Origin of the sequence: Sphingobacterium sp. 40-24, assembly GCF_001899705.1 — a bacterium.
Taxonomy (GTDB): Bacteria; Bacteroidota; Bacteroidia; order Sphingobacteriales; family Sphingobacteriaceae; genus Sphingobacterium; species Sphingobacterium multivorum.
Genome location: NZ_MKWH01000055.1, coordinates 67,216 through 84,572 on the forward strand (window position 1 = coordinate 67,216; position 17,357 = coordinate 84,572).

8 protein-coding genes are annotated in these 17,357 nt (G+C 40.5%); all 8 read left to right on the forward strand.

Going from position 1 to position 17,357, the window contains the following annotated elements:
- Positions 1 to 16: 16 nt before the first annotated feature.
- The 8 genes from BGP15_RS19610 to BGP15_RS19645 all read left to right on the forward strand — a co-directional run bounded on the left by BGP15_RS19610 (position 17) and on the right by BGP15_RS19645 (position 17,288).
- Positions 17 to 1,939 carry a RagB/SusD family nutrient uptake outer membrane protein gene (locus BGP15_RS19610; protein ID WP_286770574.1) on the forward strand — a complete coding sequence of 641 codons (1,923 nt, stop codon included), beginning with the start codon at positions 17 to 19 and terminating at the stop codon, positions 1,937 to 1,939.
- 159 nt (positions 1,940 to 2,098) lie between these two features.
- The gene (locus tag BGP15_RS19615) at positions 2,099 to 4,396 is read left to right on the forward strand and encodes a GH92 family glycosyl hydrolase (RefSeq protein WP_286770575.1); all 2,298 of its coding nucleotides are present in this window, start codon (positions 2,099 to 2,101) and stop codon (positions 4,394 to 4,396) included.
- A 117-nt stretch (positions 4,397 to 4,513) separates the two neighbouring features.
- Positions 4,514 to 4,876, forward strand: a complete 363-nt coding sequence (locus BGP15_RS19620) for a hypothetical protein (protein WP_286770576.1) — start codon at positions 4,514 to 4,516, stop codon at positions 4,874 to 4,876.
- A gap of 184 nt (positions 4,877 to 5,060) precedes the next feature.
- On the forward strand, positions 5,061 to 6,167 hold the full coding sequence (locus BGP15_RS19625) for an efflux RND transporter periplasmic adaptor subunit (RefSeq protein WP_286770577.1): 1,107 nt from the start codon (positions 5,061 to 5,063) through the stop codon (positions 6,165 to 6,167).
- Between the two features lie 13 nt (positions 6,168 to 6,180).
- The gene (locus BGP15_RS19630) at positions 6,181 to 10,731 is read left to right on the forward strand and encodes an efflux RND transporter permease subunit (RefSeq protein WP_286770578.1); all 4,551 of its coding nucleotides are present in this window, start codon (positions 6,181 to 6,183) and stop codon (positions 10,729 to 10,731) included.
- 164 nt (positions 10,732 to 10,895) lie between these two features.
- Positions 10,896 to 12,524, forward strand: coding sequence for a SusR family glycan utilization regulator (gene susR, locus BGP15_RS19635; RefSeq protein WP_286770579.1), 1,629 nt, complete (start codon positions 10,896 to 10,898; stop codon positions 12,522 to 12,524).
- 256 nt (positions 12,525 to 12,780) lie between these two features.
- Positions 12,781 to 15,759, forward strand: coding sequence for a SusC/RagA family TonB-linked outer membrane protein (locus tag BGP15_RS19640; protein WP_286770580.1), 2,979 nt, complete (start codon positions 12,781 to 12,783; stop codon positions 15,757 to 15,759).
- Between the two features lie 11 nt (positions 15,760 to 15,770).
- On the forward strand, positions 15,771 to 17,288 hold the full coding sequence (locus BGP15_RS19645; protein ID WP_286770581.1) for a RagB/SusD family nutrient uptake outer membrane protein: 1,518 nt from the start codon (positions 15,771 to 15,773) through the stop codon (positions 17,286 to 17,288).
- Positions 17,289 to 17,357: the final 69 nt, after the last annotated feature.

Below are 17,357 nucleotides of genomic sequence, written 5' to 3' on the forward strand. Positions count from 1 at the left end.
TATGAATGTATTGAAGATGAAAAAAATACTTTTTTTTATGGCAGGTGTGGTTGCTTTTATGATCGCAAGTTGCAACAAATATTTGGACAAATTACCCGACGATCAGATCCGGGAAGATGAGGTTTTTACTCGTTATGAAAAAGTAAATCAGCTCGTTACGGATGTGTATGCTAAAGCGAAGGGTGTCAATCAGCCTATCTCGTGGTTCTATCATTTTTCGAGTGCTGCGATAACCGATGAGGCCGAAGGCTCTACAGTAGAAGGAAATATTACAAATAGATATAATACAGGTGATTGGAATATCAATGAACTACCCGGAGACAATGGGCAATTCTGGAATAGTATGTTTGACGGGATCCGTAGAACAAACGTTATTTTGGAAGGAATTAAAAAATATAGTACACCAGATGATATCTTAGAACCAGGTTCACTGCCTATGCGCGTGGGTGAGGTCTACTTTTTAAGAGCTTACTTTCATTTAATGGCTGTTCGTATATATGGTGAGATACCTTACATAGATCATGTTGTTACGGCAACAGAGAACATGAACTTCGAGCGTGAGTCAGTTCACAAAGTTATTGATAAAATTGTGGCTGATGCAATAACAGCATATAATGCCGTCCCAGAAAAATGGGAGGGTCAGAATTTTGGACGTATCGATAAAGGTGCATGTCTTGGGCTGATTGCAGAAGCGCGGTGGATGGCCGCTACACCACTTTGGAATGGAGCTGCTGCAAAAGGCTATAATGGGACGCGTAAGTTTGAGTCCGAATACGCTACGTACGACCCTCAGCGTTGGGTGAAAGCTAAAGAGGCGGCTAAGGCAGTTCTTGAAAGTAAGGTTGCAGGTGGAAAACGTTATAGTCTGTATCAGAAATACTCAAATACCGATTTTGGAGATAGTGGCGGTCAAAACACGAGTAACTCAACAGTTTATACACGCTTATGGCAGATGTTTTATGATATGGAGGCGTTCAAAAATGAGTATGTTTTGTTTTTTACACGCTATAAGGGTGAAGGGTGGTTTGGTGATGTATATCCGCCAAGCCGCGGTGGTGGAGCTCGTCAGATGCCCGTTCAAGAACAAGTAGATGAGTATGAGTATTTGTCGCCAGATGGCTTTGGTTACCCGATTTATAGTACCAAGGCTAAACGGGACGGGTATGATGACGCAAATCCTTATACTTCAGTAAAAAGGGATCCACGTTTTTATCGCGACATTATATTTCACGGTGCAGCATTCCGCGGCGGTAACAATAATCCATCCCAGACAAATATTGCGAGTGGTGCCGATCAGATCGGAGCGAATAATGCAACGCGCACGGGATATTACCTGAGGAAATTTTTGCAGGAAGCTTGGAATAAAAATGGAAGTGTTATCATCAGCGCACCTCCAGTATGGCGTTTGCCGGACTTTATTTACATTTATGCTGAGGCAGTTAATGAAATCGATGGACCAACACAAGAGATCTATGATTTAATTAATCAGGTAAGATCAAGATCCTTTATGGCGCCAATGCCTTTGACAACACTTGCTGATAAAAATGTGATGCGTGAGTATATTTATCGCGAACGAAGAGTCGAATTCTTTTATGAGAATAAGAGAGCTTTTGATAGTCGCCTATATCTAGAACCAAGTAGTTCGGTAGAGAAAACCAAATTTCAGACTTTTACTGCATCAGGTGGTACAAATAATGAACGAAGTATAAACTACTGGAAAAATAGTAATACAGCGTATCCGAAACTTCAAAATATGATTAATGGCATGAGAGCCGTTGAGGACGTAAATGGTAAAATTCAAATCGGCGATAAACGTTATAGAATGGAACGCTTCTTTGTTGAAAGTAGAGTTTTTACCGCTCCAACTCATTATTTATTTCCTATTTTAAACTCAGAGATTCAAAAATCGCCCTCATTAGGGCAGAATCCCGGCTGGTAGTATTTCTGTGATATAAAATCCGCAATCATTTGATTGCGGATTTTTTTGTAACCATCTTGTGAAAAACACCTGACCATCTTCTCTATTTAATTATCTTACTTATATTTACTAATACGGTTTAGCTTTTTTTGCTAGTACGATCAACCAAATACGTAATTTATGTTTAATATTAAAAAACTAACAGGTAGTATTCTTTTTCTATTCGCGATCCATGGGGGGATGGCACAGCAGGCTTCACCTGTTGATTTTGTTAATCCACTGATTGGTACAGAATCGAAGTATGAATTGTCCAATGGGAATACTTATCCAGCAATAGCTCGTCCTTGGGGGATGAATTTTTGGACACCCCAAACAGGAAACATGGGCGATGGTTGGGTATATACTTACACGGCGGATAAAATAAAGGGGTTTAAGCAAACGCATCAGCCAAGTCCTTGGAACAATGATTATGGACAGTTTTCAATTATGCCCGTTACAGGTACACCTCAATTTGATCAGGAAAAACGAGCGAGCTGGTTTTCACATAAGGCGGAAATTGCCAAACCTTATTATTATAGCGTTTATCTTGCGGATCATGATGTGACAACAGAACTGTCGCCTTCACAACGTGCAGCAATCTTTCAATTCACATTTCCCAAAACCGATAGTGCTTATGTTATTATTGATGCTTTTGATAAGGGGTCATATATTAAAGTAATTCCGCAGGAGAATAAGATTATCGGGTATTCAACAAAAAATAGCGGCGGTGTTCCAGAGAATTTTAAGAATTATTTTGTCATTACTTTCGATAGACCATTCTCTTACAAAGCTGCTGTGAAAAACGGAGCGATAAATAAAGATGAACTGGAAATTCAGGATAATCATGCCGGAGCAGTTGTGGGTTTCTCTTCCTTGAAAAGAGGGGAGAAAGTCATCGCCCGGATTGCTTCCTCTTTCATTAGTTTTGAACAGGCCGAAATTAATTTGAAAGAGGTGAATTCGAAGACATTTCAACAGGTTGTTGATGAAGGTAAAGCACAATGGAATGAAGTTCTTGGGCGTGTACAAGTTGAAGACCGCAATATGGATAGATTACGTACCTTTTATTCCTGTCTCTACCGCTCAACACTCTTCCCGAGAGATTTTTCTGAAATTGATGGAACAGGCAAACGTATTCACTACAGCCCCTACAATGGCCAGGTCTTGCCTGGCGAAATGTTTACAGATACAGGTTTTTGGGACACTTTTAGAAGCTTATTTCCCCTAATGAACCTATTGTATCCGTCGATGAATGATCGGATGCAGGAAGGCTTGGTGAATGCGTATAAAGAGAGTGGTTACCTTCCGGAGTGGGCTTCGCCAGGACATCGTGCATCGATGATTGGAAACAATTCCGCGTCTATTGTAGCAGATGCCTTGATTACTGATCGGAAAGGCTATGATAAAGAGCTGTTATGGGAAGCACTTAAGCATGGAGCCAATAGTGCTTATCCGAAACATTCTTCGACGGGACGGTTTGGTTATGAATATTATAATAAATTGGGCTATATACCTGCAGATGTAAAAGTGGACCAAAATGTAGCGCGCTCATTGGAGTATGCATACAATGACTGGTGTATTTATGAATTTGGTAAGGCGCTGGGCAAGCCAGAAGCTGAAACAGCTATTTATGCAACACGTGCGATGAACTATAAAAACCTGTTTGATCCAAGTACCAAACTGATGCGTGGCAAAAAAACAGATGGATCATTCGTCTCGAATTTTGATCCAAGTGCTTGGTCAAGAGAATATACGGAAGGGAATGCTTGGCATTGGAGTTTTTGTGTCTTCCATGACCCTCAGGGTTTAATTAATTTGATGGGTGGTAATAAATCATTTGTGTCCATGTTGGATACGGTGTTTGTCATTCCGAGCTATGAAGGAATGAAGAGTCGCGGGATGATCCACGAAATGCGTGAAATGCAGGTAATGAATATGGGGCAGTATGCGCATGGAAATCAGCCCATCCAACATATGCCATATCTGTATAATTACGCTGCAGAGCCTTGGAAAGCACAATATTGGGTACGCAAAATAATGGATAAACTTTATTTGCCGACACCAGATGGCTATTGTGGTGATGAAGACAATGGCCAGACGTCAGCCTGGTATGTCTTTTCTTCGTTGGGATTTTATCCTGTTTCACCCGGATCGGGCGAATACGTGATTGGTTCACCACAATTCGATAAAGTGAAACTCCGACTTGAAAACGGGAAAGAAGTCTTGATTCAAGCCAAACAACAGGAGTCGAATCAGGTTTACATAGATCAGTTATCTTGGAACGGAAAACCATATGGCAAAAATTATATCCGGTATAAAGACTTAATGCAGGGCGCTAACCTTGAATTTAAAATGAGTGACACACCGAATAAAAGTAGGGGAACAAAAAAAGAGGATGCTCCATATTCCTTTAGTAACGAAAAAATAAAAGGAAAATAAAGAGCGAATTCCTTGTTGAAAACCATGACTGCTAATTTTAGGCTGTCATGGTTTTTTTACACGAATCAAATAATCTTAGCTATTTAAAGTCATACCTTTGTGATTCGAAATTTCGATATGTTAGGTAAAATATTTCATCTTTTAACACTCTTTGCATACCTTAATCTGTTGACCTACGAGTCTTTCTCTTCGGCAACGGGGCAGGTCCTGCATGCAGGTGAAACCATTGTGGAATATTTTCTGGATGATGTATTGGATTTGGAGCCTATTCATTCTTCCCAAGAAGAAAAGGTACTATTGCAGGATGACTATCGCATATTTTCTATCAATAGTCAGGTATTACCAATTTTTATTTTTGTTTTTGGGATCGTCTTTACAGCCTTATGTTTTGCAAAAGATGATGAACATCCTTTTTACCGATCTAAAACCCTATGCTTACCAGGGTATTATCGCTTCCTATCCCGTTTTAGGCCATTCTAGTTACGCTCCTCTAATTTTCTAGTGGAGGCTGCAACAGTTTACTTTTATTTCTATATATGGTATGGAAGGCGTTGAGCCGCTCTCTGTACTATAAAATTGCTGTAGCTCCTATCTAACACATTCTCCTAACGACTGATTTTAAAATACCGTAGGAGGGTTTAACATTTTACATTTTTTATCGTTTATGAAGAAATTACTTTTACTGTGCCTTTTTGTGGGTATGGTTGGGATGCTGGCTTCATGCCATTCATCCAACGCTAACGCTGATCCGAAAGAAGAACTCAAAAATATTCCTGTAGTACCTTTAATGGTAATGGATACGACTGTTTATCAAGAATATATTGCGGATGTTCAAGCCTTAAAAAACGTCGAAATTCGTTCCAAATTGAATGGATTTTTGGATAAAATTTATGTAGACGAGGGGGCTTGGGTAAAGAAAGGCCAAATGCTGTTTAAGTATAATAATGAGGAATATCGTTCGGAATTAGCCAAGGCCAAAGCACAGTATGATAATGCCATTGCCGAAGCACAAAAGATCAAGCTGGAAATGGAACGAACTCAAAAACTGGTTGACAAGAATATTGTGAGCTCTTCCGAATATAATTTATTGAAAATTCAATTAAAAGCGGCCAATTCTAAAATCGAAGAAGCCCGAGCTTTGGTAAATCAGGCACAGACAAGATTGGACTATACTGTTATACAGGCTCCTTTTGACGGTCGTATAGACCGTATCTTATTGAGAGAGGGCTCCTTATTGACCGAGGGTAGCTTAATTACGACGATCTCCGATTTAAGCAAAGTGAACGTTTATTTTGATATTTCTGAGAGGGAGTATCTGACACTTATGCGTGATAAGTTGGACGGTAAGGAAACGCAAAAATCGGTCAAGTTAATTTTGGCCAATGGTGAGCTGTATCCACACGAGGGAATTGCCCATTTGGTAGAAAGTGAATTTGAAGCCAATACTGGATCCATTGCCCTTAGGGTTCAATTTCCCAATGCCGAGCATATCCTAAAGCATGGTGCAACAGGTAAGATTGCAGTGCCAATGCAGACAGGGCAACATACCTTTGTACACCAAAAATCAGTATTTGAAATTCAGGACAAAACATACGTTTATACTTTACAGGCAGATAGTACGGTTAAAATGACACCTTTTATAGCGGGCCCGCGTGTGGGGCATTATTACATTGTGGATGGAGGCTTAGATCCCAACGCCAAGATTGTCTATGAAGGAGTCCAGAGTTTGCGTAGTGGAATGAAGATTAATCCAAAAATGAGGAAACTGTAGGGGAGGATAAATTATGTTTGAAACATTTATAAAACGACCCATATTGTCGTTGGTTATTTCGGTGTTTATTACACTTTTAGGGTTGTTGGCCTTATTTACATTGCCCATCACGCAATTTCCGGACATTGTACCACCTTCGGTCGTCGTCAATGCCAATTATACAGGTGCCAATGCTGAGGTGAGTACAAATGCCGTCGCTATTCCTTTGGAAAAAGCAATCAACGGTGTAGCTGGGATGACTTACATGAATTCAGTGTCTACCAATAACGGCAGCACGGTTATTCAAATCTTTTTTGAAGTTGGTACAGATCCAGATATTGCAGCTGTAAACGTACAGAATAGAGTAACTACTGTATTGGATGAACTCCCTGAAGAGGTCATCAAAGCAGGGGTAACCACCGAAAAAGAGGTCAACTCCATGTTGATGTATCTGAATGTTTTTACCGATGATGAAACCGCGGATGAAAGATTCATTTACAATTTCGCAGATATCAACATTCTAAAGGAACTGAAACGGATCGAAGGCGTCGGTCTCGCTCAGATTATGGGAATGCGTGATTATGCGATGCGTGTATGGATTAAACCTGACCGTATGGCAGCTTATAATATCTCTACGGAGGATGTGGTGGCCGCATTACGAAAACAGAATATCGAGGCTGCGCCAGGACAAACCGGTATCAGTTCCGATAAAATGCGTAACATGCAACAATATGTATTGCGTTATCCAGGTAAATTCACTGAAATTGAGGAATATGCCAATATACCTATTCGAGCTACTTCAAATGGTTCTATTATCCGTATAAAAGACGTAGCAGATGTTGAATTTGGTTCATTGGATTATGAAATGGTATCCAAAACTGATGGACGTCCATCCGCATCCATCATGCTAAAGCAATTGCCCGGATCAAATGCACAAGAGGTTATTCAGCGTGTAAAAGACCGCATGGCAGAATTGAAACAAACACAATTCCCGACCGGCATGACCTATACCATGGGTTATGATGTATCGCGGTTTTTGGATGCTTCAATTTCTTCTGTCATCAAAACCTTATTGGAGGCGTTTCTTTTGGTTTTTATCGTTGTATTTATCTTTTTACAGGATTTTAGGGCGACTATTATACCAATTTTGGCTGTACCAGTATGTTTGATTGGGGCATTATTTTTTATGCAGATGTTAGGTTTCTCAATCAACCTGCTGACCTTGTTTGCCTTGGTACTGGCCATAGGTATTGTGGTAGACAATGGAATTGTCGTCGTAGAGGCTGTATATGCAAAAATGGAAGAAGAACATCTTCAACCTATGGAAGCGACATTGGAGGCAATGAAAGAAGTCGGTGGCGCTGTTGTGGCCATTACGTTGGTGATGTCTGCTGTGTTTGTTCCAGTTGCCTTTCTTTCAGGGCCGGTGGGGATATTTTATCGTCAATTTTCATTGACGCTCGCGGCTGCCATTGTTATTTCAGGTATCAACGCGTTGACATTGACGCCCGCTTTATGTGCGCTTTTCCTAAAATCGCCCCATGACCGTAAACCTTCGAATAACTGGTTGGACCGTTTCTTTAAAAAATTCAATGCCATTTATGACAAGACTGCCTTCGGCTATAAGGGGATTTTGGTAAAAACCAGTGCGCGACGTGGGCTGACTCTCCTTCTACTTGGAGGATTCTTTCTAGCGACCTGGGGAAGTAGTGCCATCTTACCCTCAGGTTTTATTCCAACCGAGGATCAAGGAATGATCTATGTCGCTGTAACAACCCCACCGGGAGCAACCGTAGACCGTACAGAACGCGTTTTGGATAAAATTGACTCCGTATCGCGGAAACTCGATATTGTTGAAACAGTGTCTACGTTGTCGGGGTATAGTATCATAACTGAAGTATCTGGTGCTTCCTATGGGATGGGGATGATCAATCTTAAACCTTGGAAAGAGCGAGATCAAACGGTAGATGATGTCATTAAAGAATTGCGGGATAAAACAAAGGATTTTGCTGATGGAGAGATTGAATTCTTTCCGCCGCCGACAGTTCCCGGTTTTGGTAACTCTTCGGGTTTTGAATTACGTTTATTGGACCGTAGCGGGAATGAGGATCTCAACAAGACGGCCGAGGTATTACAGAAGTTTATGGACGACATGGAAAAAAGTGATGTTCTTCAGGATATCAACTCTAGTTTTGATGTGAACTTCCCCCAATATATGCTGAAGGTGGACTACGATATGGCTGCAAAAAAAGGAATATCGGTGGAGAATGCCATGAATACGCTGCAGACCTTAATGGGAAGTCTTTACGCGACAAATTTCATCCGTTACGGACAGATGTATAAGGTCATGGTACAGGCTGGTCCCGAATATCGCCAGAGACCGGAAGATGTATTACGCTTATATGTGAAGAATGAGACGGGTGAGATGGTTCCATACAATGCCTTTATTTCGATGGAAAGAATTTATGGTCCTGAACAAATTACCCGTTACAATATGTTTAGTTCGGCCATGATTACTGGACAGTCTTCAGCTGGTTTCAGCTCCGGGCAAGCTATCGAAGAAGTCGAGAAAATTGCTTCTTCTTTGCCTCAAGGTTATAGTATCGAATGGTCTGGTATGACTCGGGAACAGAAAATCTCGGGAAATCAGGCTTTGTATATCTTCGCGCTTTGTCTTCTGTTTGTTTATCTGTTGTTATGTGCACAGTACGAAAGCTTCTTATTGCCGTTACCAGTTCTGCTCTGTCTTCCAGCGGGGATCTTTGGTGCTTTCATTTTCCTGAAGGTCTTTGGATTGGAAAACAATATCTATGCGCAGGTCGCATTGGTCATGCTGATTGGTTTGCTGGGCAAAAATGCGATTCTGATTGTGGAATATGCCAATTTGAAATATAAGCAAGGAATGGATATCGTGACAGCTTCAATAGAAGGCGCTGTTGCCCGGTTACGGCCCATATTAATGACTTCGTTTGCTTTTATTGCAGGTCTGATACCCTTGATGATGGCCAGCGGAGCCGGTGCATTGGGTAATCGAAGTATCGGTACTGCTGCAGTCGGCGGAATGCTTATCGGAACCATTCTGGGGGTAATTGTCATCCCAGGCTTAGTGATCTTATTTTCAAAAAAAGAGAATAAGAAACAAGTTGTGAAACAAGCTTCTTTAGTTATTGCTGCACTTATTTTATTTGGAAGTTGTTCGGTTCCCAAAAAAGCTCTCCAACCGGAGCAAGTAAACGTACCGAATTCCTTTTCTAAACATCTTTCGCCAGATAGTTTAAATGTGGGAAGCCGACCTTGGAAGGAAATTTTTAAAGATTCGCAGTTGGTTTCCTTAATTGATTCGGCGTTGCAGAACAATTTGGATATTCGTCAATCCATCCTACGTTTGGAATCTGCGCAAGCTTATTTTAAGCAACGGAAAGCCGCTTTAGGTCCTAGGGTCGAGGCCGCAGTAGAAGGAGGAATACGGAAGTATGGCCACTATACTGAGTCAGGGATCGGTAATTACGATTCAAATTTCTCGGAGAATTTGAAAAATGATGAAAAATTACCCGAACCATTTATCCCAGATTATTTTATCGGACTTCGTTCATCTTGGGAGATTGATCTTTGGGGAAAGTTAAAGAGCCAAAAACAAGCTGCTTATTTTAGCTTCCTAGCAGAGCAGGAGGGAAAGCGTCTCTTGGAAACGGAATTAGTCTCTAATATTGCAACAGCTTATTATGAACTAATTGCTTTGGATCAAAAGATAAAAGTATATAATCGGAATATTGAATTGCATAAGAATGCACTGGAAGTTGTTGAAGTAAAAAAAGATGCTGGTTATGCGACTGAGCTTTCTGTACAACAGTTTAAAGCGCTTTTGGCCAATTCTAAAGCTGCTAAAGAACAATTGATCCAAGAGATAGCACTTTGGGAACACCATATAAATGGTTTATTAGGACGTTTTTATCAACCTATTGTACGAAGTACATATGCTGAAAATGCGGATTTATATCATGCAATGCATTTTGGTACACCGGATGATCTTGTCAACCAACGTCCCGATATCAAGGCCGCTTATTTGAAAGTGATTGCCTCTTCGAATAATCAGGAAGCATCACGTTTGGCTTTTCTGCCTTCTGTAGCAATAAGTCCATTTATCGGATTGCAGAGCTTTAGCTTTAACAAGTTATTTAATTTGGATAAATCTATTGCTTATAACTTATTTGGCGGTATTACGCTTCCGATATTTAACCAAAGGCAACTGAAAACGCAGTACGAAATTGCAAAAGCGGACTATGGGATTGCTTTTTTGGATTATGAAAAAATGGTTCTGAATGCCTATAATGAGGTTTCTAATGTGATTATGACACAAGAGGCAATAGGCAGACGGCGTGGTTTTGTCGATGAGCATGTTCAAGCATTAAAGCTCTCTATCGAGGCCGCACAGGAACTATTTATTGCTGGACGGGTGACCTCTCTGGATGTCGTTACAGCACAGAAGGAGTCGCTGGAAGCCCAAATCGGAAAAGTAGAATTGGAGAAAGAAAACACGTTAAACCAGATTCTACTATACAAAGCCTTGGGAGGAGGTTGGCAATAGGTTGCCATACATTAAAAAGAAAACTATTTTTCATGCGATAAAGAATTAACTTGTTAATTCTTGGACCCTTAACTGGGTCGGGGGAAGAGGCCGTCGGGAGACGTCCTCTTTTTTGTTGTTATTTTTATGTAGTTTAGTCTACACGATGTTGAACCGAGTTTATTATGTTGCAGCGCATTTTTCTTTTTATTCTTTTTGCTCATTTTAGTCTTTACCTATCTGCGCAAGTAGATTCCGATAGTACCCGGGTTTTGCAACGATTGGAATATTTGATGGAAAATAAGAAAATTTACATCAAGAACCGTGAAGATAAATTGGAGAAATTAAAACAGGAGGCCAAAGCATTAGAAAGTAATCCCGTTCAATTTTTGAAGAAGAACTACGAAATCTTCGAAAATTATAAGAAGTTTGATTCTGACGCAGCGCTTACTTATATTTTACTGTGTCAAAAGCTCGCTCCACCGAATAATGACTCCTTACAGGCGGTTATTCATCTCGATTTGGCCTGGGTGTATTCCACCGTCGGACGGTATATAGAAGCTTCACAATTGTTAAAGCAAGTTGAGCCCGCTCATCTTGGCCGGGATCTCTTGGCAAAATATTACGATACCTACAGCTCCTTTTATAGTCATTACGGTCAGAGCAATAATCGATCAGAATATTACCAGGCAAGTGAAAAGTATCGTGATTCTCTGTTAACGGTACTACCAAAGTCTTCCTTGGAGTATCGTACAACCATCGCTATAAAAACACTTTTTAATGGTAACCGTGAGGATGCTAAAAAGCAATTGTTGGTCCTCTGGAATGAGAACAAAAAGGATATTGAGCAGCGTGCGCTGATAGCCTATTTTATGGGGCTCATTTATAAATATGAAAAGGATACGAAAAGTCAAATTTACTATCTTTCCATATCGGCCAGTGCAGATATTGAAATGGCTAATCGCGACAACGCATCTTTTCATGATCTGGCGCTAACCTATTACGACCAACAGGATTTCGATCGCGCTTTTCAGTTTATTGAAAAAGCCATAGACGATGCGATGTTATGTAAAGTGCGGTATCGCATTATTGAAGGTACCTCTTCTTATCCTATAATCAATGCCGCCTATCAGCAGAAAATCAGTAGCCAAAATCGGCAACTGGTAGGCTTGGTCATTATCGTCAGTATTTTATTGATTGGTGTAATCATTGGACTTGTCATTATTTATAGACAAGTGCAACATTTGAGAAGAATACGATCGGAATTATCGGCTACAAACCAACAACTTCGATCATTGAATGATGAAATAAACCAGACTAACCTTAAATTATCTGAATCCAATCATATTAAAGAAGAATATATTGCGCAATTCTTTGATATGTGTTCGAGTTATATCGATAAAATGGAAGATATCAGAAAAGCACTGTTGAAAAAAGCGACGAATCAGCAGTGGGATGCCTTACGCGAACAGTTAAAGTCAACGCAAATGGAAGAAAGAGAGGTGCAGCAGCTCTATGTTAATTTTGACCGTATCTTTTTAAATCTATATCCAACCTTTGTTGATGAATTCAATGCCTTACTTCAGGAGGACGAGAAAATCTATCCCAAAAAAACAGAATTGTTAAATACTGAACTTCGGATTTTCGCATTGATTCGATTAGGAATCGATGATTCCGTGAAGATTGCAAGTTTCCTTCGATATTCTCTTCGGACAGTTTATAATTATAGAACAAAAGTGCGTAATAAGGCTGCGGGAAACCGCGATGCTTTTGAAGCTGCTGTGTGTCAGATTGCGGTGATCGACCGGGCCTAAAATGTAGGGTAATACCCGAAAATTGGCTGTTTTAAAGACGATTGTACGCTCCTGTAGGTACTTTTTAATGCTGTATTTAATTTGTAATAATCTTTATGTTAGCTGTTTGCATTTTTTTTCTGGTACTTTTTCAGTACTAGCTCTTTTTTCTCCGTCTTGGTGATCTTAGTTTTGTTTTGAGCAATGAAGCAGGGGAAACTCATTGCCATTTTGGAATAACCAAAAGATTAAACAATAACCAATTTTTTTATTTCATATGATTTACTTTACACGAAAAGTTGCCTTTTCAATGGGGCTAGCTTTCTTGTTTACTTTGGTGAATTTGGTATTTGCCCAAGACCGAGTTCAAGTCAGTGGACGTATCTTGGATGCTCAAGATCAGAAACCACTCTCTGGAGTAACCATTACACAAAAAGGAAGTAATAATGCAGTCTCCAGTAATGCAGATGGGCGTTTTCAAATTTCTGCTAGCATCGGCAGTATACTCCAATTTACGTTTGTTGGCTACGACAGCAAAGAATTGCCTGCCAACAGTACCATGGTCGTCCAATTGAATTCATCAACCAATATGCTGGAGGATGTCATTGTAATCGGTTATGGTAGCGTCAAAAGAAAAGATGTCACGACTGCAATCTCTTCTGTTTCCACGAAAGACCTTGAAAAGAGGCCCGTCACCAATTTTGGACAAGCCATTCAAGGTAAGGCTGCCGGCGTCACTGTTATTCAGCCGAGTGGTCAGCCAGGTGCAGCACCTCAGATACAAATTCGGGGGATAACGTCTTTTAATAGCAATACGACTCCCTTATATGTTGTTGATGGAGTTCCTGTGGAAGATATTAAGTTCTTGTCTCCCAATGATATCACGGACATTCAAATTCTAAAGGACGCCTCATCGGCAGCGATCTACGGCTCGCGTGGTTCAAACGGTGTCATCTTGGTTACGACAAAATCAGGAAAAGCCGGCGAGGCAAAAATTACGCTTGGAACACAGTGGACAGCCAATGTTGTCAATAACACTGTCAACGTTTTAAATACCAGTCAATACAAAGACTTACAGGATGAAATAGGTATGATAAATCTGCCAGAGGGATTGTTGGATCAAACGGATTGGTTCAAAGAAACCTACAAGACAGGTATTCAACAAAATCATCAGATATCCATCTCGGATGGCAATGAGAAGCTTCGTTACTATTTAGGTGGGGGGTATTTGAACGAAAAAGGAACATTACAAGGATCCTTTTTTAGACGATATAATTTTCGTGCTAATATTGATAACCAAGTTCGAAAATGGCTAAAGGTGAATGCGAATATCAATTATTCCGATAACAATGATAATGGAATTACCTCCGGATTGGGTTCTAACCGTGGTGGAGTAGTTACATCTGTAATCACAACACCTACTTACGCCCCTGTATGGGATCCAACAAATCCAGATCGATTCTATAATAATTTTTATGGGATCAACAACATTACAAGTCCATTGGAAAACTTAGCCCGGACAAGGAATAACAATAACCGCGAAAACCGTCTTGTTGCCACAGGAAGTGCATTGATTTCCTTTATGCCTAACTTAACATGGAAAACTTCGTTTTCATTAGATCGAAGATCCGGGGTGATGACCACTTTTTTGGATCCTTGGACGACAGCGTGGGGAAGAAATCAATTCGGGGAAGCTTCAGATATTCGTAATACAAATACCGTGTTAACGTGGGACAATTTCTTGACATACACGAAGAACTTCGGAAAGCATAATTTGGAAGTAATGGGCGGTTCGTCATGGACGGATTCTAAGTACTCCAGAAGCTATATCTATGGTTCAAACTATGCTAATGGAATCATTGAGACACTTAATGCTGCAAATAAGATCTCTTGGGATAGAACAGGATCTACAGCATCCAATTGGGGGATTATGTCCTATTTCGCACGCGCAATGTACAATTATGATGGCAAGTATTTATTGACCGCAAATATGCGTGCCGATGGTTCTTCCAAGCTAAGTCCAGAACGACGCTGGGGCTATTTTCCATCGGTATCGGCTGCTTGGAGAATCTCTGCTGAAGATTTTATGAAAGATGTAACCTGGATAAACGACTTAAAAATCCGGGGGGGATGGGGACAGACAGGTAATCAATACGGATTAGGCGATTATGCTTACCTGCAATTGAGCGGTATCCAACGTCAACAATGGTTTGTTGAGGGAAAAGACAATGCTGTACCAAATATCAATAAACCAACAATCTTAAGAGCGAAAGATTTAACTTGGGAAACGACAAGCACAACCAGTATCGGTTTTGATATCACGATGTTGAATAATCGACTCAGCATCAGCGCAGATTACTACAACAAGGATACCAAGAATCTTTTAATGAATGCGAGCTTGCCTGCAGGACAGCAAGCAACTACAATCCAAAGAAATGGTGGAAGGTTGAATAATCATGGTTTTGAATTTGCGGTAAATTCGAAAAATCTGACCGGAAACTTGACTTGGAATACAGATTTTAATATCTCTTTCAACAGAAATAAGCTTCAGCAGCTCGACTTACAACAGGTGTATTATGATGTCAAAACGAACGATTATGTCAATGATTTTGTGGTGAAAAATGAGCCCGGAAGATCGCTTGCAGGATTCTTCGGTTATATTTCAGATGGCGTAAACCCTGAAACCGGTGAGCTCATGTATCGCGACCTGAACGGAGATGGCAAGATCTCGTCAAGCGACCGTACGTATATCGGCAATCCCCTGCCAAAGTTTGTGTATGGTATGACAAATAGTTTCTCTTGGAAAAATTTCGATCTAAGCATATTCATTCAGGGAACTTATGGAAACGACATCTTCAATGCCAGCCGTATGGAAACAGAGGGGATGTATGATGGTCGAAATCAAACGACAGTTGTATTGGATCGCTGGCGGGTACCGGGACAGATTACACATGTTCCTAAAGCTGGGTTTGACATGAAAAATTCAACCTATTTTGTTGAAGATGGTAGTTATTTGCGGATGAAAAATGTGTCCTTGGGCTATTCGATTTCTCCGGAGAGACTGAAGCGTATTGGTATCCATAAAATTCAGCCTTATCTATCTGTAAGCAATCTGTTTACCTTGACTAAGTATTCAGGTATGGATCCGGAAGTAAACCAATATTCGGGCGGATCCGATTCCAGAATCCAAGGTATAGATTGGGGTACCTATCCACAGAATCGTTCATTTGTTTTAGGTCTTAATATTGAGTTTTAATTGTCTGTATCATGAAAAAATATATAAGTAATGCTCTTTCTTTGCTAACCGGCGCTTTGTTTTTATTTTCTTGCTCTTTGAACCGTGATCCACTTTCAGATTATTCGGATGTGAGTCAAGGGAAGACCGAGACAGGAACGCAGATTGTTTTTAAGAATAGAGCTGAGGTTGAGACCTATTTGGCGGGGATTTATCAGCAAATGAAAGATCGGCAGGAACATTGGTATCTCGATCTGCTCCTAATCGGAGATTCCCATGCCGATAATTCCTATGCGGGAACGACGGGAGCGGAAGTTGTACCTTTTGAAAATAATTCTATTGAAGGGTCTAATTCGGTTGTTGACCGGGATTGGGGAAGATATCTGGAAGATGTTGGACGTGCAAATCGATTGATCATTTACGTTGATAGTGTTGCTGATAAATCGTTGAGCGATACGGATATTAGAACGTATAAGGCACAAGCTAAACTATTCAGAGCATTGGCGATGTTTGATATGGTCCGTATATTCGGATCTATCCCTGTCATTACCACAATTGCACCCGATATTACTGGTGACAATGTCAATGAAGTTTATCCGCAATATTTTCCAAAACAAGCCACAGAAGAAGAAGCCTATAAGCAGATCGAAAAAGACTTGATGGACGGATTGGCTGATGCACCAGCCAACAATAATGGGAATAAGACTTTATTTACCAAATCCGTCGCACGAGCGATGCTGGCAAAGATCTATGCCGAAAAACCAATTCGCGATTACGCTAAAGTTATCCAATATGTTGACGCATTGACTGCGGATGGATTTGATCTGAATACCAATTACTCAGATCTATATGCAATGAATGCAAGCAACACAGATCTTGCACAGCGGAATACGAAAGAATCGATTTTGGAAGCACAGTTTACTTCGGGTGGAGGTAATTGGGCGACTTGGATGTTTGGAAGGGATTTGTCCAATTATGATAATAACTTCACATGGGCCAAATGGATAACCCCATCTCGGGACTTGATTCAAGCGTATACGAATGAAGGGGACCAGGTTCGTTTGGGGCAATCTATTGTTTATTATTCCACTACTTGGAGCAACTATTATCCGTCAAACCATTATCCATTCATGTTTAAATTACGTTCTGCATTTAATAGTATTGTCAAGCTTCGTTACGCAGACCTTTTATTGTTAAAAGCGGAAGCATTAATTCAGCAGGGATCAGATCTATCTGGAGCGGCAGACATTATTGACAAAATTCGCACCCGTGCTAAATTGCCTAAAATATCCGCTGCCGTACGTTCAAATAAGGATGCTTTATTAGACGCTTATTTGAAAGAACGTCGTCTTGAATTGGCCTTCGAAGGACAAAGATGGTTTGATCTCGTGCGCTTAGATAAGGTGGAATCTGTCATGAATGCTGTTTATGCTAAAGATGCTGGAAGAAAGGCACAGGTGTATCCCTTCACGAAGAACTCTTACCGTTTACCGATTCCGCAACCAAAAATTGATCAGAATCCTAATCTAGTTCAGAATCCGGGGTATTAACTGATTTAACAACGGAAATCCTCATTTGATGGATGGCGAAAAATTTATTAACAGATGAAACGCAATAAT

Bases quoted from the DNA above. Each gene is read 5' to 3' on its own strand.
- BGP15_RS19610 (WP_286770574.1), top strand. From the start codon at position 17: ATGAAAAAAATACTTTTTTTTATGGCAGGTGTGGTTGCTTTTATGATC.
- BGP15_RS19615 (WP_286770575.1), top strand. From the start codon at position 2,099: ATGTTTAATATTAAAAAACTAACAGGTAGTATTCTTTTTCTATTCGCG.
- BGP15_RS19620 (WP_286770576.1), top strand. From the start codon at position 4,514: ATGTTAGGTAAAATATTTCATCTTTTAACACTCTTTGCATACCTTAAT.
- BGP15_RS19625 (WP_286770577.1), top strand. From the start codon at position 5,061: ATGAAGAAATTACTTTTACTGTGCCTTTTTGTGGGTATGGTTGGGATG.
- BGP15_RS19630 (WP_286770578.1), top strand. From the start codon at position 6,181: ATGTTTGAAACATTTATAAAACGACCCATATTGTCGTTGGTTATTTCG.
- susR (WP_286770579.1), top strand. From the start codon at position 10,896: ATGTTGCAGCGCATTTTTCTTTTTATTCTTTTTGCTCATTTTAGTCTT.
- BGP15_RS19640 (WP_286770580.1), top strand. From the start codon at position 12,781: ATGATTTACTTTACACGAAAAGTTGCCTTTTCAATGGGGCTAGCTTTC.
- BGP15_RS19645 (WP_286770581.1), top strand. From the start codon at position 15,771: ATGAAAAAATATATAAGTAATGCTCTTTCTTTGCTAACCGGCGCTTTG.